The 24,594-nt window shown below is 72.3% G+C and carries 18 protein-coding genes and 2 pseudogenes; 14 read left to right on the top strand and 6 right to left on the bottom strand.

The genetic code is table 11. The features are described from left to right. Positions 1-239: 239 nt before the first annotated feature. The 3 genes from acs to ABZ840_RS03780 form a co-directional block, all read right to left on the bottom strand. Positions 240-2,201, bottom strand: a complete 1,962-nt coding sequence (acs, locus tag ABZ840_RS03790; RefSeq protein ID WP_361552796.1) for an acetate--CoA ligase — start codon at positions 2,199-2,201, stop codon at positions 240-242. Positions 2,202-2,404: 203 nt separating this feature from the next. Further along, positions 2,405-4,747, bottom strand: a complete 2,343-nt coding sequence (locus ABZ840_RS03785; protein ID WP_361552793.1) for a SulP family inorganic anion transporter — start codon at positions 4,745-4,747, stop codon at positions 2,405-2,407. Between the two features lie 383 nt (positions 4,748-5,130). Then, positions 5,131-6,123: an ATP-binding protein gene (locus tag ABZ840_RS03780; RefSeq protein ID WP_361552790.1), complete on the bottom strand. Its 993-nt coding sequence runs from the start codon at positions 6,121-6,123 to the stop codon at positions 5,131-5,133. Positions 6,124-6,224: 101 nt separating this feature from the next. On the opposite strand from ABZ840_RS03780, the gene ABZ840_RS03775 reads away from it, so the two are divergent. Beyond that, positions 6,225-7,046, top strand: coding sequence for an oxidoreductase (locus ABZ840_RS03775; protein WP_361552787.1), 822 nt, complete (start codon positions 6,225-6,227; stop codon positions 7,044-7,046). 403 nt (positions 7,047-7,449) lie between these two features. On the opposite strand, the gene ABZ840_RS03770 is transcribed toward ABZ840_RS03775, so the two are convergent. After that, positions 7,450-8,307 carry an HAD-IB family hydrolase gene (locus ABZ840_RS03770; RefSeq protein ID WP_361552784.1) on the bottom strand — a complete coding sequence of 286 codons (858 nt, stop codon included), beginning with the start codon at positions 8,305-8,307 and terminating at the stop codon, positions 7,450-7,452. A gap of 464 nt (positions 8,308-8,771) precedes the next feature. On the opposite strand from ABZ840_RS03770, the gene ssd reads away from it, so the two are divergent. The 7 genes and pseudogenes from ssd to ABZ840_RS03735 form a co-directional block, all read left to right on the top strand. Further along, the gene (gene ssd, locus ABZ840_RS03765; protein WP_361552781.1) at positions 8,772-9,950 is read left to right on the top strand and encodes a septum site-determining protein Ssd; all 1,179 of its coding nucleotides are present in this window, start codon (positions 8,772-8,774) and stop codon (positions 9,948-9,950) included. Between the two features lie 137 nt (positions 9,951-10,087). Further along, on the top strand, positions 10,088-11,287 hold the full coding sequence (locus tag ABZ840_RS03760) for a TadA family conjugal transfer-associated ATPase (protein WP_361552779.1): 1,200 nt from the start codon (positions 10,088-10,090) through the stop codon (positions 11,285-11,287). Next, positions 11,284-12,285 carry a type II secretion system F family protein gene (locus ABZ840_RS03755; protein ID WP_361552776.1) on the top strand — a complete coding sequence of 334 codons (1,002 nt, stop codon included), beginning with the start codon at positions 11,284-11,286 and terminating at the stop codon, positions 12,283-12,285. The genes ABZ840_RS03760 and ABZ840_RS03755 overlap by 4 nt, the downstream gene beginning before the upstream one ends. 268 nt (positions 12,286-12,553) lie before the next feature. Continuing rightward, positions 12,554-13,135, top strand: a complete 582-nt coding sequence (locus ABZ840_RS03750; RefSeq protein ID WP_361552773.1) for a type II secretion system F family protein — start codon at positions 12,554-12,556, stop codon at positions 13,133-13,135. A 474-nt stretch (positions 13,136-13,609) separates the two neighbouring features. Next, on the top strand, positions 13,610-13,774 hold the full coding sequence (locus ABZ840_RS03745) for a DUF4244 domain-containing protein (protein WP_361552770.1): 165 nt from the start codon (positions 13,610-13,612) through the stop codon (positions 13,772-13,774). A 79-nt stretch (positions 13,775-13,853) separates the two neighbouring features. After that, on the top strand, positions 13,854-14,180 hold the full coding sequence (locus ABZ840_RS03740) for a TadE family type IV pilus minor pilin (RefSeq protein ID WP_361553884.1): 327 nt from the start codon (positions 13,854-13,856) through the stop codon (positions 14,178-14,180). Beyond that, a pseudogene (locus tag ABZ840_RS03735) lies at positions 14,155-14,499 on the top strand (Rv3654c family TadE-like protein); the annotation flags it as partial. The gene ABZ840_RS03740 and the pseudogene ABZ840_RS03735, both read left to right, overlap by 26 nt. A 47-nt stretch (positions 14,500-14,546) precedes the next feature. Here the strand turns inward: ABZ840_RS03735 and ABZ840_RS03730 are convergent. After that, entirely contained in the window at positions 14,547-17,039 is a 2,493-nt protein-coding gene (locus ABZ840_RS03730) for a DEAD/DEAH box helicase (protein ID WP_361552767.1), read from the bottom strand. A gap of 55 nt (positions 17,040-17,094) precedes the next feature. On the opposite strand from ABZ840_RS03730, the gene bldG reads away from it, so the two are divergent. The 6 genes from bldG (at position 17,095) to ABZ840_RS03700 (ending at position 24,104) form a co-directional block, all read left to right on the top strand. Continuing rightward, positions 17,095-17,436: an anti-sigma factor antagonist BldG gene (gene bldG / locus ABZ840_RS03725; protein WP_052866070.1), complete on the top strand. Its 342-nt coding sequence runs from the start codon at positions 17,095-17,097 to the stop codon at positions 17,434-17,436. A 110-nt stretch (positions 17,437-17,546) separates the two neighbouring features. Further along, positions 17,547-18,005: an ATP-binding protein gene (locus tag ABZ840_RS03720; protein WP_361552763.1), complete on the top strand. Its 459-nt coding sequence runs from the start codon at positions 17,547-17,549 to the stop codon at positions 18,003-18,005. Between the two features lie 877 nt (positions 18,006-18,882). Further along, positions 18,883-21,279 carry a sodium-translocating pyrophosphatase gene (locus ABZ840_RS03715; RefSeq protein WP_361552760.1) on the top strand — a complete coding sequence of 799 codons (2,397 nt, stop codon included), beginning with the start codon at positions 18,883-18,885 and terminating at the stop codon, positions 21,277-21,279. Positions 21,280-21,492: 213 nt separating this feature from the next. Next, entirely contained in the window at positions 21,493-22,065 is a 573-nt protein-coding gene (locus tag ABZ840_RS03710; protein WP_361552757.1) for a small secreted protein, read from the top strand. Positions 22,066-22,186: 121 nt separating this feature from the next. Next, on the top strand, positions 22,187-23,779 hold the full coding sequence (locus ABZ840_RS03705; RefSeq protein WP_361552754.1) for a methyltransferase: 1,593 nt from the start codon (positions 22,187-22,189) through the stop codon (positions 23,777-23,779). Between the two features lie 127 nt (positions 23,780-23,906). After that, positions 23,907-24,104, top strand: a complete 198-nt coding sequence (locus ABZ840_RS03700; RefSeq protein ID WP_361552751.1) for a hypothetical protein — start codon at positions 23,907-23,909, stop codon at positions 24,102-24,104. A gap of 35 nt (positions 24,105-24,139) precedes the next feature. Here ABZ840_RS03700 and ABZ840_RS03695 read toward each other — a convergent pair. After that, positions 24,140-24,460 (bottom strand): annotated as a pseudogene (locus tag ABZ840_RS03695) (DUF2752 domain-containing protein); the annotation flags it as partial. Positions 24,461-24,594 lie beyond the last annotated feature (134 nt).

Genomic DNA, 24,594 nt, shown 5'->3' with positions numbered 1-24,594 from the left:
CCCTGAGTGTTTCGCGCTTTTCTTGACGCGTTCTTCACTGTACCCGGGTGGCGCACAAACGATCCAGCGATCTTCGGCGTGCGGACGTAGGGGGCATTACGGGCGTGCCGCGGGGTGCCGCGGGGGCCCGCGAGCCGGGCGCGCCGCGGGGCGGCCGGTCGCTTCCGAGCGCGGCCCCGCGCACGCACAGGGGAGCCCCGCCGGTGTACGGCGGGGCGCCCCTCTGAGGTGCGTACCGGTCAGTCCTCGCTCGGCGCGCTCGACAGCTGGGACTGGATCAGCCCCATGACCGAGGAGTCGGTCAGCGTCGAGACGTCGCCCATGTCACGGTTCTCGGCGACATCGCGCAGCAGTCGGCGCATGATCTTGCCGGAGCGGGTCTTGGGCAGCTCCTGGACCGGCAGGATGCGCTTGGGCTTGGCGATCGGGCCCAGGCTCTGCGCGACATGCGCCCGCAACTCGTTGACCAGCTCCTCGTCCTGCTCGACGCCGCCGCGCAGGATCACGAAGGCGCAGATGGACTGGGTGGTCTGGGGGTCGGTGGCGCCGACGACGGCGGCCTCGGCCACCTTCGGGTGCGAGACCAGCGCGGACTCGACCTCGGTGGTGGAGATGTTGTGGCCGGAGACCAGCATGACGTCGTCCACCCGGCCCAGCAGCCAGATGTCGCCGTCGTCGTCCCGCTTCGCACCGTCGCCCGCGAAGTACTTGCCCTCGAAGCGGGACCAGTACGTGTCGAGGTAGCGCTGGTCGTCGCCCCAGATGGTGCGCAGCATGGACGGCCAGGGCTCGGTCAGGACGAGGTAGCCGCCGGCGCCGTCGGGCACCTCGTTGGCGTCGTCGTCGACCACGGTGGCGGAGATGCCGGGCAGCGGCACCTGCGCGGAGCCGGGCTTCGTCGCCGTGACGCCGGGCAGCGGGCTGAGCATGATGCCGCCGGTCTCGGTCTGCCACCAGGTGTCCACGACCGGGGTCCGGTCGGCACCGATGTTCTTGCGGTACCAGACCCAGGCCTCGGGGTTGATCGGCTCGCCCACCGAACCCAGCACCCGCAGGCTCGACAGGTCGAACTTGGCGGGGATGTCGTCGCCCCACTTCATGCAGGCGCGGATCGCGGTCGGCGCGGTGTAGAGGATCGTCACGCCGTACTTCTGGACGATCTCCCACCAGCGGCCCTGGTGCGGGGTGTCGGGCGTGCCTTCGTAGAGCACCTCGGTCGCGCCGTTGGAGAGCGGGCCGTAGGTGATGTACGAGTGGCCGGTCACCCAGCCGACGTCCGCGGTGCACCAGTAGACGTCGGTCTCCGGCTTGAGGTCGAAGACCGCGTGGTGGGTGTACGAGACCTGGGTGAGGTAGCCGCCCGTGGTGTGCAGGATGCCCTTGGGCTTACCCGTCGTGCCCGAGGTGTACAGGATGAACAGCGGGTGCTCGGCATCGAAGGCCTGCGGGGTGTGCTGGTCGCTCTGCTGCTCGACCAGCTCGTGCCACCAGACGTCGCGGCCCTCCATCCAGGCGGTGTCCTGGCCGGTGCGGCGGACCACGAGGACGTTGCGCACGTTCTCCGTGCCGGGCTTGGTCAGCGCCTCGTCGACGGCGGGCTTGAGCGCGGAGGGCTTGCCGCGGCGGTAGCCGCCGTCGGCGGTGATCACGACGCGGGCGTCCGCGTCGTTGATGCGGGTGGCCAGCGCGTCGGCGGAGAAGCCGCCGAAGACCACCGAATGGGGCGCGCCCAGACGGGCGCACGCCAGCATGGCGATGACCGTCTCCGGGATCATCGGCAGGTAGATCGCGACCCGGTCGCCGGCCTCGACGCCCAGCGACGTCAGCGCGTTGGCGGCCTTGGAGACCTCGCGCTGCAGCTCGGCGTAGGTGATCGAGCGGGTGTCGCCGGGCTCGCCCTCGAAGTGGATGGCCACCCGGTCGCCGTTGCCCGCCTCGACGTGCCGGTCGACGCAGTTGTACGCGACGTTGAGCTGGCCGTCGGCGAACCACTTCGCGAAGGGCGCGTTCGTCCAGTCCAGCGTCTGGGTGGGCTCGGTGGCCCAGGTCAGACGCTTCGCCTGCTCGGCCCAGAAGCCCAGCCGGTCCGCCGCGGCCTGCTCGTACGCCGCAGCCTTGACGTTGGCGTTCGCGGCCAGGTCAGCGGGCGGAGCGAACCGCCGCTCCTCCTTCATCAGGTTGGCCAGGCTCTCGTTGCTCACGGCATCTCCCAGTCTCAGGGCGTCCGGTGTGTACCAAGCCTTAGCTCATCAGCCGATGGGGCGCTCTGACAAGGGCTGTTGATAAAAATTGGTGTAGACCTTTTGGTGTTCTTGGGGACCGGCGGGCGAATCCGGCACGGTCCGCGCGGGACGAGACCGCCGCAGGTCACGGCGGTCCGCCCGGCGATCGGGGGCTTCGGACGCTACGCGGTGACCGGTGCCGCCTCGGGGCGCACGGCCGAGAACCGGTCGGAGCCGTGCTCCAGGACGTACGCCTGTGCCTCACCCACGTGGAAGTACATGCCGTACAGGGCCAGCGAACCCTCGGCCACGCGGCGCGCCACGCACTGATGCGACATCAGGTGGTCGAGCTGCTGCATGACGTTGACGAGCGCCAGCCGCTCCAGATCGTCGGCGACCGGCCGGTCCGCCAGCCGGACGGTCGCGCCTTCCGGCCGCTCCATCCGGTCCAGGCTCGGGTGACCGTGGCGCAGCCACCGCGCGAGCGGGGTCTGCGCCCCGGGCTCGTTGCGGTGCGAGCTGAGCAGCGCCTGCATCGCGCCGCAGCCCGAATGCCCGCACACGGTGAGCGAGCCGACCTTCAGTACCTCGACGGCGTACTCGATGGCGGCGCCCACGGAGTCGCAGGCGGCCTCCGTGCCCGGCGGCGGCATCAGATTGCCGATGTTGCGCACCGTGAAGAGGTCGCCCGGCCCGCTCGACGTGATCATGCTCGTGACGAGCCGGGAGTCGGCGCACGTCAGAAAGAGGTTCGTGGGCCGCTGCCCCTCTCGGGCGAGCCGCGCCAGCTCCTCCCGGACGAGCGGAGCGGTGTTCCGCTGGAAGGCGCTGACCCCGCCGAGCAGCTGGCCGCCGCCCAGCAGCTGGACCTCGTCCGTACCGGTGGGCGGCGCGGGGCGGGTGCAGTGGTGGTTGCGCCACGGCGTCCAGGGGCGGCAGGCGTGTGTGCCGCCCGGCTCGCCGATCGGGCGGCCGCCACGCCCGCCCACGGTGACCTCGCCGCCGCGCGCCCGGTGGGCACTCGACCAGGACCGCAGCGCTTCGTAGGCGGCGTGGTCCATGAACGAGCCGTGCAGCTCGATGACCGCGTGGGCCTCCGCCGGTACCTGTGCCAGCGCCCGGGTCAGCCGCGGTACGGCCAGGAACGTCAACTGGCCGGTGACGCGCACCCGGTGGTGCGTGCCGTCCTCGATGACCGAGACGCGGGTGTGGGTGAGCCGGTGCATCGCCAGGAAGACGGCGACCGCGATACCCAGGCCCACGCCCTGCAGTACCCCGAAGACCACCACGCCGCCCAGCGTGACGGCGTAGACGGGGAACTCGCGGTGCCGCTGCACGTGCCGGATGTGCGCGAAGCTCACCATCCGTACGCCCACGAGCATCACCAGCGCGGCGAGCGCGGCCAGCGGGATCAGCTCCAGCGCCCCGGCGAGCAGTCCGGAGCAGAGCACCACCCACACGCCGTGCAGCACCGTCGACGCGCGGCCCGTCGCGCCGGCCTTCACGTTCGCCGAGCCGCGCATGGCGCCGCCGGCGATCGGCAGGCCGCACAGCATCCCGGAGACCACGTTCGAGACGCCCTGACCGGCCAGCTCACGGTCCAGGTGGGTGCCTCCGGAGCGGGTACCGGGCTGTTCGGCGGCCAGCTTGTCGACCGCGACGGCCGACAGCAGCGACTCCATGCTCGCCACCAGCGTGACCGTCAGCACGGCGGCGATCAGGCCGAGCATCGGCGTGTCCGGGAGGGTGGGCAGCGTCGGCGCGTCCCACGAGGGCAGCTCGACGCGCGGCACTTCGAAGCCCGCGCTCAGGGCGGTGGCCACGGCTACGGCGGGCAGCGGCGCGGGAACCTTGCGCAGCGCGTGACCCGCCCGCCCGGGCAGTCGGGGCCAGCCGGCCAGGAGGGCGACGGTGAGCGCGGCGATCACCACGGAGGCGCCGTGCAGGCCCGCCAGCTGGCCCGGCAGCTCCGCGATGTTGGTCAGTGAGGAGCTGTGCGCGTCGCCGCCGAGCATCACGTGCAGCTGGCCGAGCGCGATGGTCACACCGATGCCGGCGAGCATCCCGTGCACGATGGCGGGGCTGATCGCGAGCGCCGCGCGGGCCACCCGGAGCGCGCCCAGGAGGAGCTGCGCGAGTCCGGCCAGCACGGTGATGGCGCAGGTGGTCCGCCAGCCGTACCGCTGCACGAGGTCGGCGGTGACGACCAGGAGGCCGGTGGCGGCGCCGCTGACCTGGAGCGGGGCGCCGCCGAGCAGGCCCGCCACGAGGCCGCCGACGGCCGCGGCGATGAGGCCGGCCTGCGGCGGCGCGCCGATGGCGAGCGCGATGCCCAGCGAGAGGGGAATGGCGATCAGGAAGATGACGAAGGAAGCGCCCAGATCGCGGCGCCAGTCCTCGCCCGAGGAGCGGCGGAGCGACCGGAACGGTCCCCCGGAGCCCTGCTGTCTGTCGTGGTCCTGCTGCTCGGTACGCGGGTCCTGGGACCCTGGCGTGGCCGGCTCGGATGCGTAAGGCTGCGGCATTCCCGTCTCCTCCGGGGCGACGCGGCCGCGCTCGGGGCGCGGTCGTGGGCGGCGGTGTACTGCGGGGCTGAGCCGGCCGGGATGCGTCGCGGTGGGTGACGGTCCGGTGACTCTTCGGCTTCGGTAAAGAGATCGTAATGACGCGTCAGGTCCCCACGAAGCCGTGACAGGCAAACGGGCTGATTGTTCCGCCCATCAGGTGAACGTCCGCGCCGGCTGTCGGCGTGTGCGTTGCCGCGCGGCCGGGGCGCGGTCGGCCGGGAGCCGCAGTGTCGCGGCGGCCGACGGGGGCCGTGGGTCCGTCGCTGAAGGCGTGGCGGAGGGGTTCTGCCGGCCGGCGGTGCCCCGGTGGGCCGATCCCGGGGCGAGCCGCCGTACGGCCGTCAGGCGGGCTGTGGCGCGGCCGTGGCCGGCGCTTCGGAGAGTACGAAGCCGGGGTCGACCTGGTCCGTCAGATCGGCTCCGGTCTTCCCGTTGCCCCAGCTCTCGGCGTTCTTCAGATGGAAGTGCACCATCTGCCGGGTGTAGCGCTCCCAGTCGCGCCCCTCGTACGCGGCGTCGGCGGTGGTGTGCAGCGTGCGCAGCGCCTCCTGGTTGGCGCCCTCCAGCTCCACGAAGGGTGCCGGCCGGCCCTTCTCCATGGCGCGGACCCAGTCGGACTGGCCGAACGTCACCAGCAGGTCGTCGCCCACCTGGTCGCGCAGGAAGGCGAGGTCGTCCGGGCCCTGCACCTTGTTGCCGACGACCTTCAGCCGGACCCCGAAGTCCCGTGCGTACTCCTTGTACTGGCGGTACACGGCGATGCCCTTACGGGTCGGCTCGGCGACCAGGAAGGTGACGTCGAAGCGGGTGAACATGCCCGAGGCGAACGAGTCCGAGCCCGCCGTCATGTCGACGACCACGTACTCCTCGCGGCCGTCCACGAGGTGGTTCAGGCACAGCTCCACGGCGCCGACCTTGGAGTGGTAGCAGGCCACCCCGAGGTCGGACTCGGTGAACGGGCCGGTGGCCATCAGTCGGACCGCATGGCCGTCGAGGCGTACGTCCCGGGCGCAGGCGGCGTACACGGGGTTGTCCTCGACGACCCGCAGCAGCCGGGAGCCGGCGCCCGGCGGTGTCGTCTTGATCATCGTGTCGGCGGACGCGATGCGCGGGTTGGTGCCGCGCAAGTAGTCCTTGATGAGCGGGAGATGGGCGCCCATCGCGGGGAGCGCGGCGGCCTGGCTCTCGTCCAGGCCGAGCGCGGCCCCCAGGTGCTGGTTGATGTCGGCGTCCACCGCGATCACGGGGACGTCGGTGGTGGCGAGGTGACGGATGAACAGCGAGGACAGCGTGGTCTTGCCACTTCCGCCCTTGCCTACGAAAGCGATCTTCATGTTCACGAAGAGTAATTGCGACATTGCCTTGCGTGAGGGGTTTACGTGAAGAAGACCACTCCAACGAGGGGTCCGTCCTTGCGGTGCGTAGGGTCGTCCTCATGAGTACGACAGCCGACCCGCTCGCGACCCTTGCCTCGCTCCCCGGTGTCGCCGACAGCGTGGACTCCGTACGCAAGAGCATCGACCGGGTCTACGGGCACCGGATCATGCGCCGTCGCAGCAACGAGGTCACCGGTGAGGCCGCGCTGCGCAGTGCGCGCGGTTCGGCGGCCCTGTCCGGTGCCGACTGGGCGCTGGAAGAGGTGCGCAGGCGCACGGACTTCAGTGGCGACGAGGAAGCGCGCATCGTAGGCGCGGCGCTGCGGCTGTCGGCCGAGGCGGGGCAGCTCCTCAGTGTGTGGCGGCAGTCGCCGCTCCGGGTGCTGGCGCGGCTGCACCTGGTGGCGGCGGGCGGCGACGCGCCCGATGAGAGCGTGGGCCGGCCGCGGCTGGCCGGCGAGGCCGTGGACGAGCCGCTGGTCGAGCTGGAGCTGCCGGACGCCGACGAGGTGGCCGGGCGGCTGGACGGGCTGGCGCGCCTGCTGCTCTCGGGGACGCAGGCCCCGGCCCTGGTCACGGCCGCCGTGGTGCACGGTGAGCTGCTCGCGCTGCGGCCCTTCGGGTCCTGCAATGGCCTGGTGGCGCGTACGGCGGAACGTATCGTCCTGGTCGGCAGCGGTCTCGACCCGAAGTCGATCTGTCCCTCGGAGGTCGGCTACGCGGAGCTGGGCCGGGCGGCGTACGTGGCCGCTCTGGAGAACTACGTCTCCGGCACTCCGGAGGGGATGGCGGCCTGGATCGCCCACTGCGGGCGCGCGGTCGAGCTGGGTGCACGGGAGAGTACGGCGGTGTGCGAGGCGCTTCAGAGGGGCGCTGCGTAAGCGCTCACAGAAGTGCCGGGCCGCGCGGGCCCGGACAAAGGGTTGCGGCGGTACCTGGTCCTGCTCGGTACCGCCGCGCTGCACGTTCGTCGGGTTACCAAGCGTGCTCGATAGTTGCCGACAGGTCGGAGTCTTTGTCCGTCACCTGATGCGGCTGGCCCGTAATCGACGGGTCGGCGTCGCGTGGGTGCCTGGCGTTCGTGCGCGGTCCGTGGGCCTTACTGCGTTACAGGTTTTCCTCTCGGAGATCCTTGGTCTCGCGGGCCGTTAATTCCTTTGTACTCCTGCAGCCCGGCAAGCGGAACCCCTCGCTGCACATCTTTACTTTTGCCTTCAAAAGAGGGCGATTCGGGCGCGTGTTCCGGGAGTGCGGTGCCGGGGCTCCCGTGAGGGGCGGCCGCGCTCAGGCCGAGAGGGCGCGCGCCGGCGTACCGCGGCGCCGGCTGGCGTACCAGACCAGACCCGCCGTGGCGGCCGCGGCGCCCACCGCGACGGCGACCAGCGCCGGGCGCGCCGGCATGGCAAGCGACGGGATCCGCTGCTTCAGCCGGACCGGCCGGTTGAAGGTGAGGACCGGCCAGCCGCGGGCGGCGGCCTCCCGGCGCAGCGTCCGGCCGGGGTTGACCGCGTGCGGATGGCCGACCGCCTCCAGCATCGGGACGTCGGTCGCCGAGTCGCTGTACGCGTAGCACCGCGCGAGGTCGTACCCCTCGGACGCGGCCAGCTCCCGGATCGCCTCGGCCTTGGTGGGGCCGTAGGCGTAGTACTCGATCTCGCCCGTGAAGCGGCCGTCCGCGCCGACGACCATGCGCGTGGCCACCACCCGGTCGGCGCCCAGCAGTTCGCCGATCGGCTCGACCACCTCGGCGCCCGAGGAGGAGACGATGACGACGTCGCGGCCGGCGGTGTGGTGCTCCTCGATGAGGGAGGCCGCCTCGTCGTAGATGAGCGGATCGATCAGGTCGTGGAGGGTCTCGGCGACAATCGCCCGTACCTGAGCCACGTCCCACCCACGGCAGAGCGCGGAGAGGTACTCCCGCATCCGCTCCATCTGGTCGTGGTCCGCACCGCCCGCGAGGAAGACGAACTGGGCGTACGCGGTGCGCAGCGCGGCCCTCCGATTGATCAGGCCGCCTTGGTAGAACGACTTGCTGAAGGTCAGCGTGCTCGACTTAGCAATGACGGTCTTGTCCAGGTCGAAGAACGCGGCCGTACGGGGAGCCGAGTGGGGTGCTGAAGGAAGCGAGCTTCGGATTTCCACAAGGTGAGCATAGGGGGGCACCATTCGGCGTAAGGTGTGGCGCGTGGGTTTGCCTGAGAAGGCTCTCGGGTACACCATGGAAGTCACGGATCGTTCGCGACCGTGCTAACCCGGCCCGGCTCCTCCCCCCCCGAGTCGGCCGTGGAGACGACCCCCGCTCTCCCCCCCGGCGGGGGTCGTCGCATGTCCGGACGCATTTCCGGGCCTCGGGGGCCTCTTTTTGATCTTCCTTCGGCGATCGGTCGCCGCGTCTCGTCGCGCACGTCGTTCGTAACTTACCGTAATCATAAGGATGCTCTCAGGAAGTTTTCCATAGTCGCTGGTATAGGTGACCGGGATATTCACAGCCTCAGTAGTTGTCCACAGTTTTCGACCAAGATCCACGAGATTTTCCGGATCGCTGCACCGTGAAAGTCCGCGAAGTTCGCGGATGTGCGAGTTGTGTAGCGACAGGGGGACAGAACGTGGTCGGAAGCAGCGATTGGGGCGGTACGAAGCGGGACGCGCAGGAACCCGGTCCGTTGATCGTCACGGAGGACGAAAACCTCCTCGACGATCTTCTGAGGCTCTGCGCGGCGGCGGGCACGATGCCGACCGTGTCGCACGCCGGGGGAGCCGGCGCGGCCGGCTGGGACACGGCCCCGCTGGTGATCGTCGGAGAGGAGTGTGTCCACCGGCTGCGCGGCGCAGGGCGCCGGCCCGGCGTCGTCCTCATCGGACAGCATCCGGACGACACCCGCGTGTGGCAGCAGGCCGTGGAGATCGGCGCCGAGCGGGTCCTCGGGCTGCCGGGCGGCGAGAGCTGGCTGGTGGACCGCATCGCGGACGCGGTGGAAGGAGACCGGAGCCCGGCCCTGACGGTGGGCGTCCTCGGCGGCCGGGGCGGCTCCGGCGCGAGCACCCTCGCCTGCGCTCTGGCCGTGACGGCAGCGCGGCAGGGCCACCGGACGATACTGATCGACGCCGATCCACTGGGCGGCGGCCTCGATGTCCTGCTCGGCGGCGAGCGGGAGAAGGGGCTGCGCTGGCCCGCCTTCGCCGAGTCCCGCGGCCGGGTCGGCGGCGGTGCCCTGGCCGAGTCCCTGCCGCGGCTGCACGAGCTGCGCGTGCTGAGCTGGGACCGCGGCGAGTCCGTGACGATCCCGCCGCAGGCCATGCGCGCGGTGATGGCGGCGGCACGCAGGCGCGGCGGCGTCGTCGTGGTCGACCTGCCGCGCCGCCTCGACGGAGCCGTCGCGGAAGCGCTCACCCAGATCGACGTGGGGCTGCTGCTGGTCCCTGCCGAACTGCGTGCGACGGTCGCGGCCGAGCGCGTCGCCGCCTCGGCCCGGACTCTCCTGCGCGACCTGCGCGTCGTGGCCCGCGAGGTGCCGGGGCCCGGCCTGCCGGACGGCGAACCGGCCCGGCTGCTCTCCCTGCCCCCGGTCGGCACCCTGCCCTGGGACCCGCAGCTCGCGGATGCCCTCGGCCGCGGCATCCCACCGGGAGCACATCCACGGTCACCGCTGAGCCGCTTCTGTACGGAGTTCTGGGCGCGGGTGCTGGACGGACGAGAGGCGGCGAGCCCCCGCTCCGAGGGGCGTGACGTACTGGGTGCGGGCGCCGGCCGCCGCTCCCGGCACGAAGAGGGCGGCCTCTCATGAACGGCCTCGGCACTCGGCTCAGGGGCCCGGGGGCGCCCCGGAGGGCGACGCCGACCGCCACCACGCAACGCTCCGCGGAGCTTTCCCGCGGCGCGACCGAGGCCGGCATCAGCAGCGCCGTGCGGGACGGGAGGCCTGTGGAGCAGGCCGCGACCACTTCCGGCGGCACAGGACAACAGCTCCTGGAAGCCGTGCGGCTGCGGCTCGCCAGGGCCGGTGCCGAACCGACGCCCGCCCGCGTGGCCGTGGCGCTGCGCGAGGAAGGACGGCTGCTCGGGGACGCCGAGGTGCTCGGCGTCGTGACGGCGCTGCGCTCCGAAATGACCGGCAGCGGCCCCTTGGAGCCACTGCTCGCCGCACCGGAGGTGACGGACGTACTGGTCACCGCGCCCGACGAGGTGTGGGTGGACCGCGGCGGCGGACTCCACCGCGCCGACGTGCGCTTCCCCGATGCCGCGGCCGTCCGCAGGCTCGCCCAGCGGCTGGCGGCGGTGGCGGGCCGGCGACTGGACGACGCGCACCCATGGGTGGACGCGCGCCTGCCCGACGGGACCCGCCTGCACGCTGTGCTCCCGCCGGTGGCCGTCGGCTCGACCTGCCTCTCGCTGCGTGTGCTGCGCCCGAAGGCGTTCACGCTGGACGAGCTGGTCGCGGCGGGCACGGTCCCGCCCGGCGGCGACCGCCTGCTCCGTTCGGTCCTCGCCGCCCGGCTGTCCTTCCTGATCAGCGGCGGCACCGGGAGCGGCAAGACCACGCTGCTCAGTGCCCTGCTGGGCCTGGTGGGCACGGAGGAGCGGATCGTCCTCGCCGAGGACTCCGCCGAGCTGCGTCCCGACCACCCGCACGTCGTACGGCTGGAGACCCGCCCGGCCAACCAGGAAGGCGCAGGTCTCGTCACACTCCGGGATCTGGTGCGCCAGGCGCTGCGCATGCGACCGGACCGGCTGGTCGTGGGCGAGGTCCGCGGCCCGGAGGTCACCGACCTGCTGGCCGCGCTCAACACCGGCCATGAGGGCGGCTGCGGCACGGTGCACGCCAATGCCGCCGCCGATGTGCCGGCCCGTCTGGAGGCGCTCGGCTCGACCGCCGGGCTGGACCGGGCGGCCCTGCACAGCCAGTTGGCCGCCGCGCTCTCCGTCGTGCTCCACCTCGTACGCGACCGTACGGGCCATCGCCGCATCGCCGAGATCCATGTCCTCGACCGCGCCCCCTCGGGCCTGGTCACCACCACACCCGCCGCGGTCTGGCATCCGGCCGGCTTCCGCCGGGCCGAAGGCTGGCCCCGCCTCGCCGAACTCTGCGACCGGGGGAACGCGCAGAACGGGGGAGCGCCATGACCGCGCAGCTCACGACGGACGCGATGACACCGGTGTGCGCGGCGCTGCTGTGCGCGGGGGCGGGCCTCTGGAGGATCGGCGGCCGGGACAGCTCCGTACGCCGCGCCCGTCTGCTGTTGGCAGGCGGCGAGACGTCCGGCCCCGGGTTCGCGGTACAGCAGTGGGGCGCCGGGGACGGGCCTCGGAGTGGTGCCGGGGGCCGGCCTCGTCGCGGCCGACTTCGGGCGTACGGGGAACGCACGGTCCTGAGGTGCCGATCCTGGACGGCCCGCCTGGTGCGACTGGGCCACGCGTGGTGGTGCCTCCCGCTAGGTGCCGGACTGGCGCTGCTGGGCCAGTCGTTGCTGCCGCTGATTCTCGGGGCGCTGGCTGTGCCGGTCGTCCACCGCCGACTGTGCGCTCGCGCGGCCCAGCGGGAGCGTCACCGACGTCGCGACCACGTGATCGCGCTCTGCGCCGCGCTCGCCGCCGAACTGCGCTCGGGGCGGCAACCGGGACAGGCGCTGCTGCTCGCCGGTACGGAGGCGGCGTCGGACGCGGGCCCGGAGGGGCTGGGGGAGCCGGGGGCCGCGGTGCTGGCAGCGGCGCGGTACGGCGGGGACGTGCCGGCCGCGCTGCGGGAGGCGGCGCGCTTACCGGGTGCCGAGGGGCTGACCGGTGTGGCCGCCTGCTGGCAGGTCGCGGTCGAGGGCGGTGTGGGACTCGCGGCGGGCGTCGAACGCGTCACGGCGGGACTTCGGGCGCAGCGGCATCAACAGGCAGACCTGAACGCCCAGTTGACGGGCGCCCGGACGACCGCCCTGATGCTCGCGCTCCTCCCGGCGTTCGGACTGCTGATGGGCAGCGCGCTGGGAGCGGACCCGCTCCACGTGCTTCTGCACACTCCGGTCGGCTGGGGGCTGCTCGCGGTCGGCGGACTGCTGGAGTGGGCCGGCGTGCTCTGGACGGTCCGTATCGTCCGCGCGGCCGAGGGACGGCGGGCCGATGGTGACCGCTGAAGTTATCCACAGCCTGGGGATTGTTTTCTCGCCCGCCACTACCGTGATCTGTCTCGCCACTCCTGCGATCTGTACGGCGATCGGCACGACCTCGGCCCTTCGGCAGGCCGTCCACGCGCGTGCTGTCCGGCGGCGCGCGACCCGTATCTTCTCAGCCGCGAACCCGGAAGCTGTCTTCTCGGCGAGGCGCGGTGCGTCTTACCGAGGGCCGGAGGGGCGGGTCCGTGCCGAGCGGCGGACCGCGGCCGTTCGGGAGTGGACCGTGGTTGTGGCCGCTGCCGTTACCGGCTTCGTCCTGGTCGGCGGGGCGGTCGGCGCCGCACTGGGAGTCGTGGCCGCGTACGCCACGCGACGCCGACGGCGTCAGGTGCGCGCCCGGTCCGCCGCCCGTGCGGTGGAGGCGGCCGTACGCGAACAACTGGCTTCCGCGGCCGATTTGCTGGCCGGCTGCCTCGCGGCGGGTGCGAGTCCCGGCGAGGCGGCGGCCGCGGTGGGCGAGTCTTTAGGCGGCCCGGTCGGCGAACGCCTGCGGCACACCGCTGCGGAACTCCGCCTCGGGGGCGAAGGGGCGGCGAGCTGGGGGCGGTTCGCGGAGCTGCCCGGCGCACGGGAGCTGGGGCGTTGCCTGGCGCGCGCGGACATATCCGGTGCGCCGGCGGTCGAGTCGGTCGCGCGCATCGCGGCGGACCTGCGGTCCGAGTGGGGTCGCACGGCGACCGAAGCGGCGCGCAAGGCGGGGGTGCTGGTCACCCTGCCGCTGGCGGTGTGCTTCCTGCCGGCCTTCCTGACGCTCGGGGTCGCCCCGGTGCTCGTGGGGCTGGCCCAGGGGCTGCTGAGCCCGACGAACTGAACACCCGTCACCACGTATCAAAACATCCATCACCACACATCAACGGCATTGCCTACAGGGGCCTACAGGGGCCTACAGGGGGATCTCATGACGACAGCAGCGTGGAAGCAGCCCGGAGCGACGGCAGAGGAAGTGACGCACGGGACATCGAGCGAATCAACGGGCGAGACAACGAGCGGGACAACGAACGGGACAACGAGCGAGAGGGCGAAGGGGGGCGCGACGGGAGTGGCGGAAGTGCCGCATACGGCTGTGCCCGAGTGGGCGGCTGCGGCCGGTGGTGTCGCACGTAGGGCGCGGGCAGCGCGGGCAGTGGCTGTGGCCGGGGGCCAGGAGCAGGTGACCGTCGCGGGAGGGCCCGCCGGCTGGGCCGCATGGGCCGTCGCTCGCCTCACCTTCGGGAGGGTGACGCGACGGCTGGCGAGGAGGCGCCGGGCGGCGCGTAACGGGAGCGAGTGCAGCCGGCGGTGGGCGGTGCTGCGGAAGCGTGCGGATCGCGGGATGACGACGGCCGAGTACGCCATGGGCACGTTGGCGGCCTGTGCGTTCGCCGCGGTGCTCTTCAAGGTCGTGACGAGCGGGTCGGTGAGTTCGGCCCTGAGTTCATTGATCGGCAGGGCACTCCATGCTCCGGTCTGACACGGCCGTCTTCGTGAGAGCGAACGTCGTCCCCGCGAGGGCGAGAGCCGTCTCGGCGAAGGCGTCGGCGGACCGGGGGATGGTGACGGCCGAGGCGGCGGCGGTGATTCCGACGCTGGTGCTGCTCGTGGCGATGCTCCTGTGGGGGCTGATGGCGGCGTGCGCGCAGATCCAGTGCGTGGACGCCGCCCGCGCCGGGGCCCGGGCGGCGGCGCGAGCGGAGGCCGAGGACAGCACGCTGGCGGCCGCCCGTGCGATCGCCCCGCGGGGAGCGCGGGTCGCGCTCGAACGGGAGGGCGACCTGGTCCGCGTACGGGTTGCGGCGGCGGTGCCGGCGCTGGGGCCGCTGAACATGACGCTCAGAGGGGAGGCGGTCGCTCTTGCTGAGGAGACGGCGGGGCGGTGAGCCGCGGGGGCGCAGAGGTGATGAAGGGGCTGCGACGGTCTGCGCGGCGGTGAGTGCGATGGCGCTGTGCGCGGTGTTCGCCGTAGTGCTCACCCTCGGGCAGGCGGCGATCGCCCGTCACCGGGCGGGCGCGGCGGCCGATCTGGCGGCACTCGCCGCCGCGGGGCGGAGCCTGTACGGGGAGGCCGAGGCGTGCGAAGCGGCCCGGCAGGTCGCGGCGGCGCAGCACGCACAGCTGGTGCGGTGCTCCGTGCGGGCCGAGATCGCCGACGTGGCGGCGGAGTCCCGCGCGGGACCGTTCGCCCCGAGGATCCGCTCCCGAGCGGGCCCCTCGGACGCCCCCTCACAGGTCCGCCCCGTGCCGGTTCACCCCGCCTCTCCGGCGGCCTCGGGCGACCCCGCGGGCCGGGGGTTCGACTCCGCCGCGTCCGCTCCTCGCAGCAGTTCGGTCAGCAGGCGGATGGCGCCTCGCTTGTGGAGTGGTTCGTTGCCGTTGCCGCACTTGGGGGACTGGATGCAGGACGGGCAGCCGGCGTCGCACTCGCAGGAGGCGATGGCCTTGCGGGTGGCGGCGAGCCAGTCGGCGGCGGTGTGGAAGGCGCGTTCCGCGAAGCCCGCGCCGCCCGGGTGGCCGTCGTAGACGAAGACCGTCGGAAGGAGGGTGTCCGGATGCAGGGGCACGGAGACGCCGCCGATGTCCCAGCGGTCGCAGGTGGCGAAGAGCGGAAGGATGCCGATGGAGGCGTGTTCGGCGGCGTGCAGGGCGCCGCCCAGCTGTTCCGGATTGACCCGGGCCGCGTCGAGCTGGTCCTCGGTCATGGTCCACCACACGGCGCGGGTGCGCAGCGTACGCGGCGGGAGGTCGAGTTTGGTCTCGCCGAGCACCTCACCGGTGATCAGTTTGCGGCGCAGGAAGGAGACGACCTGGTTGGTGACTTCGACGGAGCCGAAGCACAGGCGCCCGTCGCCCCACGGCACCTCGGTGTCGGTCTCCAGGACGGAGATGGCGGTGGTGTCCCGGGCGGCCGTGGAGTAGGGCGGCGTGGCCTCCTCGACCAGGGCGACGCTGTCCTCCAGGTCCAGGTGCTTCACCACGTACGTGCGGCCCTGGTGCAGGTGGACGGCGCCCTCGTGGACGGTGGAGTGCGACGCGGCCTCGTCGACCGTGCCCAGGAGCCGGCCCGTGGCGGCCTCCACGACCTGGACGGGGGAGCCGCCCTGGCCGCGGATGTCGGTGAGGTCGGCGGCGCGTTCGCGGCGGGTCCAGTACCAGGACCTGCCGCGGCGGCGCAGCAGCCGGCGGCGCTCCAGGCCCGCGAGGACGTCCGGAGCCTCCGGGCCGAAGAGGGCCAGGTCCTCGGGGCCGAGCGGGATCTCCGCGGCGGCGGCGCACAGGTGGGGCCAGAGCACGTACGGGTTGTCGGGGTCGAGGACGGTCGACTCGACCGGCTGGTCGAAGAGGGCTTCGGGATGGTGGACGAGGTAGGTGTCCAGGGGGTCGTCGCGGGCGACCAGCACGGCGAGGGCGCCCTGCCCGGCGCGCCCGGCGCGGCCGGCCTGCTGCCACAGGGACGCGCGGGTGCCGGGGTAACCGGAGATGAGGACGGCGTCCAGGCCGGAGACGTCGATACCCAGTTCCAGTGCCGTGGTGGCGGCGAGGCCGAGCAGATCACCGGTGTGCAGGGCGCGCTCCAGGGCGCGGCGTTCTTCGGGGAGATAGCCGCCCCGGTACGCCGCGACCCGGCCGGGGAGGGAGCGGTCGATCTCGCTCAACCGCTCCTGGGCGATGAGGGCGATCAGCTCGGCGCCGCGCCGGGAGCGGACGAAGGCGACGCTGCGGACGCCCTGTACGGCGAGGTCGGTGAGGAGGTCGGCGGTCTCGGCGGTGGCGGTGCGGCGTACGGGCGCGCCGTGCTCGCCGTGCAGTTCGGTGAGCGGCGGCTCCCACAGCGCGAAGACGACCTCACCGCGTGGCGAGGTGTCCTCGGTGATCTGCACGACCGGCGCGCCGATGAGCCGCCCGGCCGACTCGGCCGGCTCGGCGGAGGTGGCGGAGGCGAGCAGGAAGACCGGCTCGGAGCCGTAGCGCGCGCAGACCCGGCGCAGCCGGCGTATGACCTGGGCGACGTGCGACCCGAAGACACCGCGGTAGGTGTGGCACTCGTCGATGACCACGTAGCGCAGCGCGCGCAGGAAGGAGGACCAGCGGGGGTGGGCCGGGAGGATGCCGCGGTGCAGCATGTCGGGGTTGGTGAGGACGTAATTGCCGTACTGGCGCACCCATTCGCGTTCTTCGACCGGCGTGTCGCCGTCGTACACGGCCGGGCGGATCGCGGTGCCCAGCGGGGCGGCCAGATTGCGGACGGCGCGCCGCTGGTCGGCGGCGAGGGCCTTGGTGGGGGCGAGGTACAGGGCGGTGGCGCCCCGGCCGTTGGGGGCCTCGGAACCGTCCAGCAGTCCGGACAGCACGGGGGCGAGGTACGCCAGCGATTTTCCCGAGGCGGTGCCGGTCGCGACGATGACCGATTCGCCGTGCAACGCGTGTTCCGCCACACGGGCTTGGTGCTTCCAGGGGCGCTCGATGCCCGTGGTACGGATGGCGTCGATCACTTCCGTACGGATAGATGCGGGCCAGTCGGCATGGCTGCCGATCCGCGGGGGCAAGTGCTCCGTATGAGTGATGCGCGTAGCGCGGATCTCTCCCCTGGCGAGACGGTCGAGGACCATGCCCGGGGAGGGGCGCGCACCCGCATCCGGCGGAGGTTGATTGGAGGCCATCGGCACCGAGTGTGTCACCGGTGTGACGGACAATGCTCTTAAGGCGTCGTGCGCGCCTGCTGGTAAGTGATTGAATGCCATCGCGGCTGCCGATCCATGGGGGGCGACCGCTCGATAGCAAGGTGCTGGAGGATCCGTGGACCTGTCCCTGTCGACCCGTACCGTTGGCGACCGTACGGTCGTCGACGTCGGTGGCGAGATTGATGTATACACCGCGCCCAAGCTGCGGGAGCAGCTGGTCGAGCTCGTGAATGACGGCAGCTACCACCTCGTGGTGGACATGGAGCGCGTCGACTTCCTCGACTCCACCGGGCTCGGCGTTCTGGTGGGTGGCCTGAAGCGGGTGCGTGCCCACGAGGGCTCGCTGCGCCTGGTCTGCAACCAGGAGCGCATTCTCAAGATCTTCCGTATTACCGGACTGACGAAGGTGTTCCCGATTCACACCTCGGTCGACGAGGCCGTCTCGGCCACCGACTGACAGCTGTCCGGTGCCCCGCGCCGCGTGCGCGGGGGCAGGAAGCAGTGGGGGGTACCGGGCGACGCGTCCGGCCCCCTGCCTAGCACGCCCGCATACCGAGGGGGATGGCAATGGCCACCGTCGAACTTCGTTTCAGTGCCCTTCCCGAGCACGTCCGGACCGCGCGCCTGGTCGCGGCCGCCGTGGCACGACGGGCCGGGGTGGACGAGGCGGTGCTCGACGAGGTGCGCCTCGCCGTCGGTGAGGCGTGCAGTCGTGCCGTCGGTCTGCACCGCAGCAATGACGTCGCCGCGCCGATCACGGTCATGCTGATCGAGGACGAGAAGAAGTTCTCCATCGAGGTCGGCGACGAGGTACCGGGGTCGGCCGCGAGTTCCGTGCCGGGTGTGCAGCACGCGGCGGACGGTGATCCCGACGGCGCCGAGTCCGCGGCCGTCGACGAGGCCGAGGACGAGATGGGCCTCGCGGTGATCAGTGGTCTGGTCGACGACGTCGAGGTGTCCTCCAGCGACAACGGCGGCGTCATCCGGATGAGCTGGCCGACGGTTCCGGACCCGGTCCTGCCGTAACGAGCGCGTCCGCCGGTCCGAGAACGAGCGCGTCTCTGCCGGTCCGAGCGCCGGCCGATCACGCCGCCCCGCCGCCACCCGGCGAGCCCCGGCCGACCGAGCCCCGGCCGACCGAGCCTCGGCCGATCCCCGCGGCTCCGCTGCGCCATGCCCACTCGGCGCCTTGGTCGATCCCTCGCGGCGGCCGCTGTTGCCGTGCGCGCGCCTGGGCTCCCGCCCGCGCGCACCCGCCGCCACGCGCCGATCGAGCCCCGAGCGGCCCGTTCACGCCACAATCCCCGCCGTAGCCCGTACCGGGACCTCCCGCCCGCAACCTCGGCCTGAGGGCCGCGTCGTGGCCCCCGAGACCCGACCATCCGCGCCGCAGGCCCCCCGCCTGACCCCGGCGGCCTCCACCCGGCCCTGCCCGGTCTCTCCCCGCCCCCGCCCCCTCCTACCGTCGCCGTACCGTCCCGCACGCTGTTCGGCCGGGACCGGGGGTGGGGGCGGGTGTACCGGTGGGGCTACGCCTACGCCTACATGTTCGTACGCGTACGCACACGCGGGTCGTTCCGTCAGCGCCGCGCGCCGCAGCGGAGGGTGCGGCTCCGCGGCGTGCCCCGTACCGCCTGCGCGAAAAGGATCTCGCGCTCGCCTCTGAGCAGCGGCGTTCAATAGGACAGCGAGATCATCCGTGCGCGGTCAGCGAATTTGCTGCATTCCGTCGTACGGGCGAATTCTCGGAGCGATCACCTATTGATCTTCGCGGCTGCAGGCGAATTCCCTTTGACGCGTACTGTTTTGATCTAGTGCGGCTCCCTACAATCCGTCCACATCTTTGCTCAGGACGCCTGAGCGTGCATTCGCGCGCCCATGTGCCAAACGTCAAGGAGGACGAATGGCGGGGCCTTACACCCCTCAGATGCTCGACACCCCCACATACCTGGCCGAGCCATCACTGACGAGCGGCAACCGCGGCATCGTGCTGGTGATCGCCGTCGTGGCCCTGGCGGCGCTCGCCGTCGCGGCCGTGCTGGTACGGCAAGTGCTCGCGGCCGGCGAGGGCACCGACAGTATGAAGAAGATCGCCGCTGCCGTGCAGGAAGGCGCGAATGCCTATCTCGCGCGGCAGCTGCGCACCCTCGGCGTATTCGCCGTCGTGGTGTTCTTCCTGCTCATGCTGCTGCCCGCGGACACGTGGACGCAGCGCATCGGGCGCAGCGTGTTCTTCTTGATCGGCGCGGGATTCTCCGCGGCCACCGGCTATATCGGCATGTGGCTCGCGGTGCGCAGCAATGTGCGCGTGGCCGCGGCCGCCCGGGAAGCCACCCCGGCCGAAGGCGATACGGCGCCCCGTGATCTGACGGCCGTTTCGCACAAGGCGATGAAGATCGCTTTCCGCACGGGCGGGGTCGTCGGCATGTTCACGGTGGGCCTCGGCCTGCTGGGCGCCTCCTGCGTCGTCCTGGTCTACGCGGTCGACGCGCCGAAGGTGCTGGAGGGCTTCGGCCTCGGCGCCGCGCTGATCGCCATGTTCATGCGAGTCGGCGGCGGCATCTTCACCAAGGCGGCCGACGTCGGCGCCGACCTCGTCGGCAAGGTGGAGCAGGGCATCCCCGAGGACGACCCGCGCAACGCCGCGACCATCGCGGACAACGTGGGCGACAACGTCGGCGACTGCGCCGGCATGGCGGCCGACCTGTTCGAGTCGTACGCCGTCACCCTGGTCGCCGCGCTGATCCTCGGCATGGCCGCCTTCGGTGACTCGGGCCTCGCCTTCCCGCTGCTCGTACCGGCCATCGGCGTGGTCACGGCGATGATCGGCATCTTCGTCGTCGCGCCCCGGCGTTCCGACCGCAGCGGCATGACCGCCATCAACCGCGGCTTCTTCATCTCCGCCGCCATCTCGCTGGTCCTGGTGGCGATCGCCGCCTTCACGTACCTGCCGTCCACCTACGCGGGCCTGACCGGCGTCACCGACGAGGCGATCACCGGCCGGGCGGGCGACCCGCGCATCCTGGCCCTGGTCGCGGTCGCCATCGGCATCGTGCTCGCCGCGCTCATCCAGCAGCTGACGGGCTACTTCACCGAGACCAACCGGCGCCCCGTACGGGACATCGGCAAGACCTCGCTGACCGGCCCCGCGACCGTCGTGCTGTCCGGCATCTCCATCGGTCTGGAGTCGGCGGTCTACTCGGCCGTGCTGATCGGCCTGGCCGTGTACGGCGCGTTCCTGCTGGGCGGCACGTCCATCATGCTGGCGCTGTTCGCCGTCGCGCTCGCCGGTACGGGCCTGCTCACCACGGTCGGCGTCATCGTCGCCATGGACACCTTCGGGCCGGTCTCCGACAACGCGCAGGGCATCGCCGAGATGTCCGGTGACGTGACGGGCGACGGCGCGCAGGTCCTCACCGACCTGGACGCCGTCGGCAACACCACGAAGGCCATCACCAAGGGCATCGCCATCGCGACGGCGGTGCTCGCGGCGGCCGCGCTGTTCGGTTCGTACCGCGACGCGATCGCCAAGGCCGTGGGGGAGGTGGGTGACGCCGCCACGGGCATGGGGCTGAGCCTGGACATCTCGCAGCCGAACAACCTGGTCGGGCTGGTCCTGGGCGCCGCGGTGGTCTTCCTCTTCTCCGGACTGGCCATCAATGCCGTGTCCCGCTCGGCGGGTTCGGTGGTCTTCGAGGTGCGCCGGCAGTTCCGGGAGAAGCCCGGGATCATGGACTACACCGAGAAGCCGGAGTACGGCCGGGTCGTCGACATCTGCACCAAGGACGCGCTCCGCGAGCTGGCCACCCCCGGCCTGCTGGCGGTGCTCACGCCCATCGCGGTCGGCTTCTCGCTCGGCGTCGGCGCGCTCGGCTCCTTCCTGGCGGGCGCGATCGGCACCGGCACTCTGATGGCGGTGTTCCTCGCCAACTCCGGCGGTGCCTGGGACAACGCCAAGAAGCTGGTCGAGGACGGCCACCACGGCGGCAAGGGGAGCGAGGCGCACGCGGCCACCGTCATCGGTGACACCGTGGGCGACCCCTTCAAGGACACCGCGGGCCCGGCCATCAACCCGCTGCTGAAGGTGATGAACCTGGTGGCGCTGCTCATCGCGCCCGCCGTGGTCAAGTTCAGCTACGGCAACGACGCGAACATGGGCGTACGGGTCACGGCCGCGGTCCTCGCGCTGCTCATCATCGTGGTCGCGGTGTACCTCTCCAAGCGCCGCGGAATCGCCGTGGGTGACGAAGACAACTCCGGCAAGGTCGCTCAGACGGCCGACCCGGCGGTCGTTTCCTAGCGGACGGCGGCACAGCCCCTCAACGGGCGGGTGGTCGAGGCGTTTTGTGCGCCTCGGCCACCCGCCCGTCCGTATGCCGGGAGCGAGAGGTATCGGTCACCGTCCCTTGGTGCAAATGGCTTCAATGCGGGTCGTACGGGATGCTCGTCTCATGGTCAAAGCCTGTTGGGCGTGTATGTTCCGGGGCCGAGAGCCATGGAAGGGACCAATCCGGTGAACAAGAAGCTTGCGGCTGCACTGTCCGGCGGTGCGGCACTGGTGCTCGCGCTGACCGGCTGCAGCGACGACAGCAACAAGAAGCTCGATGACTGGGCCAAGCGTTTCTGCGATCCGGCGCAGGCTCAGTTCAAGCAGATCCAGGACGCCAACGCGTCGATGCAGACCGCGGACGACGGGACGACCGACTCCAAGAAGGTCCAGCAGACCGACTCGCAGGCGTTCCAGCGCATCTCGGACGCTTACGGCTCGCTGGCCAAGTCGCTGAGCAAGGCGGGCGCCCCGCCGGTCGACGGCGGCGCCGCGGACCAGAAGAACGCGGTCAAGGAGCTGAAGGGCCTCTCCTCGGGCTACGCGGACCTCAAGAAGGAGGTCGACGGCCTGGACACCAAGGACAAGCAGAAGTTCGCCGACGGGCTGCGCTCGCTGTCGGACGGCATCAACAAGCTCAACAAGAAGAGCGAGGCCGCCTTCAAGAAGCTGGAGTCCGGCGACGTCGGCAAGGCGATGTCGGGTCAGAAGGGCTGCCAGACCCAGAAGGCGTCGACCTCGCCGCAGAAGGGCTCCTGAGCGGTAGCCGTACGCACGGCGGCGGCCCGGCCCTCCTGACGGTTCGTCCGTACGGGACCGGCCGGGCCGCTGCCGTCGTGCCGGTGGTTCGCCGTCGGCGGTTGCCCTGACAATGGGGAGTGTGAGTACGCACCTCCCCGTCGCAGACGACCGAGACCCCCAGTCCGCCGCCCGCACCGCCCGGCTGCGGGAGGCGCTGCTGGCCGCCGGCTTCACCGCCGACGGCCTGCTGGAGCTGCTCGGTGCCACCGCCTACGCCGCGCTGGCCCGCAGCGAGACCGTGCCGGCCCTGCGCGCCACCAGAGGCGAGGGCCCGCTGCCGGCTTTGGTGCGGCTCTTCCTGCTCCAGCAGCCGGTGCAGGCAGCCCGCGCGGGCGCCGCGCTGCCTCTGGACGACTGCCTCGCCGACGGCTGGCTCGTCCGGGACGGCGACGAGGTACGCGCGACCGTGGACGTACGCCCGTACGGCGGCCCCGAGGGCCAGGACTGGTGGATCGTCTCCGACCTGGGCTGCGCGGTCGGCGGCGCGGGCGGCATCGGCCGCGGCCCGGCCGGCGTGGACCGCGGCGAGCTGGTGCTCGGCGTGGGCGGCGCGTCCACCACGCTCGCGGGCCTCATGCTGCGCCCCCAGGCCGGCGCGCCGGCCGCCGGGCCGCACTTCGACTCCGTCCTCGACCTCGGCACGGGCTCCGGCGTCCAGGCGCTGCACGCCGCCGAGTACGCGACCCGCGTCACCGCGACGGACCTGAACCCGCGGGCGCTGCGCATCGCAGCCCTCACCCTCGCGCTCTCCGGTGCCCGGCCCGCCGACCTCCGGGAGGGCTCGCTGTTCGAGCCGGTCGGCGAGGAGAGGTACGACCTGATCGTCTCGAACCCGCCCTTCGTGATCTCCCCGGGCGCCCGGCTCACGTACCGCGACGGCGGCATGGGCGGCGACGACCTGTGCCGCACGCTGGTGCAGCAGTCGGCCGGCCACCTGAACGACGGCGGGTACTGCCAGCTGCTGGCGAACTGGCAGCACGTCGAGGGCGAGGACTGGAAGGACCGGGTGCGCTCCTGGGTGCCGCGCGGCTGCGACGCCTGGATCGTGCAGCGCGAGGTGCAGGACGTCACGCAGTACGCCGAGCTGTGGCTGCGGGACGCCGGCGACCACCGGTCGGGCCCCGAGGAGTACGCCGCGCGGTACGAGGCGTGGCTGGAGGAGTTCGAGGCGCGCAAGACCAAGGCGATCGGCTTCGGGTGGATCACACTGCGCAAGTCCGGCGCCGACGAGCCGTCGATCACGATCGAGGAGTGGCCGCACCCGGTCGAGCAGCCGCTCGGCCCCGCCGTCCTCGGCCACTTCGCGCGGCAGGACTTCCTGCGGGCCACGGACGACGCTGCGCTGCTGGCCGGGCGGTTCAAGCTCGCCCCCGAGGTCGTGCAGGAGCAGGTCGGGCTGCCGGGCGCGGAGGACCCGGAGCACGTGGTGCTCCGTCAGAACCGGGGCATGCGGCGGGCCACGAAGGTCGACACGGTCGGCGCGGGCTTCGCCGGGGTCTGTGACGGCTCGCTCCCGGCCGGGCGCATCCTGGACGCCATCGCGCAGCTGGTCGGCGATGACCCGGTACTGCTGCGGGACCGCACGCCCGAGGCGATCCGCATGCTGGTCGAACAGGGCTTCCTGGAGCCGGTCGGCGGCCCGGCGGACGACGGGGACCCGGCCGCGGGCTGACACGGGCCGGCGGGGGCGGACGTGAAGCCCTCGGGGAGGCCGTGGGGAGCAGCCCGTACGGGGGAGGGCGCGCGCGTGTTCATCCGGCGTTCGCCGGGCGGACGCGCGGGGCTGCCAGGCTGCGGCCATGGAAAGTGGACCCGCGCTGTTCTCCGGTGCTGCCTTCACGCTCTTCGGCGGCGGACTGCTGCTCTGGCTGGTGGCGCGCCTCGGCCTCCACGCCCCGGTCGCTCACGGGGTCAGCCGCCCGCTCGCGGTGACCATGACCGCGCTCTTCGGCACGCTGTTCCTCGCGGTGGGCGGCTGGCTGCTCTCGGCGGCCTGACGCGCCGGGAGCCCCCGGTTCTGGATCCGGCGCCCTCAGCCCGTCAGGTTCCGTACGACGCCCCAGACGGCCGCGACGGCCAGGGCGACGGCGAGCGTGCGTGTCCTGGGCCGGACACGGTAGCGACGTCCCCGCAGCCCTTCGTAGAGCAGCCGTCCGCCCACGTAGGCGGCGAGCGGCACCCCGAGGACCAGCAGCGCCGCGTTGTCGTGGAACGCCGCGGACAGGTCGCCGTGCAGCAGGTCGTACGCCATGCGGGTGCCCCCGCACACCGGGCAGAGCAGCCCGGTCATGACGTTGAACGGGCAGCGCGGCAGCAGCTGTCCCGGCCGGTGCGGGTCGGTGTGCCACAGATACGCGCAGGCCGCCGTGGTGAGACCGGTCACCGCCAGCGCCCCGAGCAGCGTCGTCCGCCGCACCCGTCGCGGGTCGGCCCGCTCCCGGTCGTCCGGCTTTCCGTCGGCCTGCTCCCCGCCGTCCGGTGCTGCGT

This window comes from Streptomyces sp. NPDC047117, from assembly GCF_040643545.1.
In the GTDB taxonomy this organism is placed as follows: Bacteria; Actinomycetota; Actinomycetes; order Streptomycetales; family Streptomycetaceae; genus Streptomyces.
The sequence above is the reverse complement of the archived record's forward strand: the minus strand, read 5'-3'. Positions and strand labels throughout refer to the sequence as shown.

Coding starts and splice junctions, on each gene's coding strand:
- ABZ840_RS03700 (WP_361552751.1), top strand. CDS start 23,907: ATGGAAAGTGGACCCGCGCTGTTCTCCGGTGCTGCCTTCACGCTCTTC.
- ABZ840_RS03785 (WP_361552793.1), bottom strand. CDS start 4,747: ATGCCGCAGCCTTACGCATCCGAGCCGGCCACGCCAGGGTCCCAGGAC.
- ABZ840_RS03740 (WP_361553884.1), top strand. CDS start 13,854: ATGGTGACGGCCGAGGCGGCGGCGGTGATTCCGACGCTGGTGCTGCTC.
- ABZ840_RS03755 (WP_361552776.1), top strand. CDS start 11,284: ATGACCGCGCAGCTCACGACGGACGCGATGACACCGGTGTGCGCGGCG.
- ABZ840_RS03715 (WP_361552760.1), top strand. CDS start 18,883: ATGGCGGGGCCTTACACCCCTCAGATGCTCGACACCCCCACATACCTG.
- ABZ840_RS03780 (WP_361552790.1), bottom strand. CDS start 6,123: ATGAAGATCGCTTTCGTAGGCAAGGGCGGAAGTGGCAAGACCACGCTG.
- ABZ840_RS03730 (WP_361552767.1), bottom strand. CDS start 17,039: ATGGCATTCAATCACTTACCAGCAGGCGCGCACGACGCCTTAAGAGCA.
- ABZ840_RS03775 (WP_361552787.1), top strand. CDS start 6,225: ATGAGTACGACAGCCGACCCGCTCGCGACCCTTGCCTCGCTCCCCGGT.
- ABZ840_RS03720 (WP_361552763.1), top strand. CDS start 17,547: ATGGCCACCGTCGAACTTCGTTTCAGTGCCCTTCCCGAGCACGTCCGG.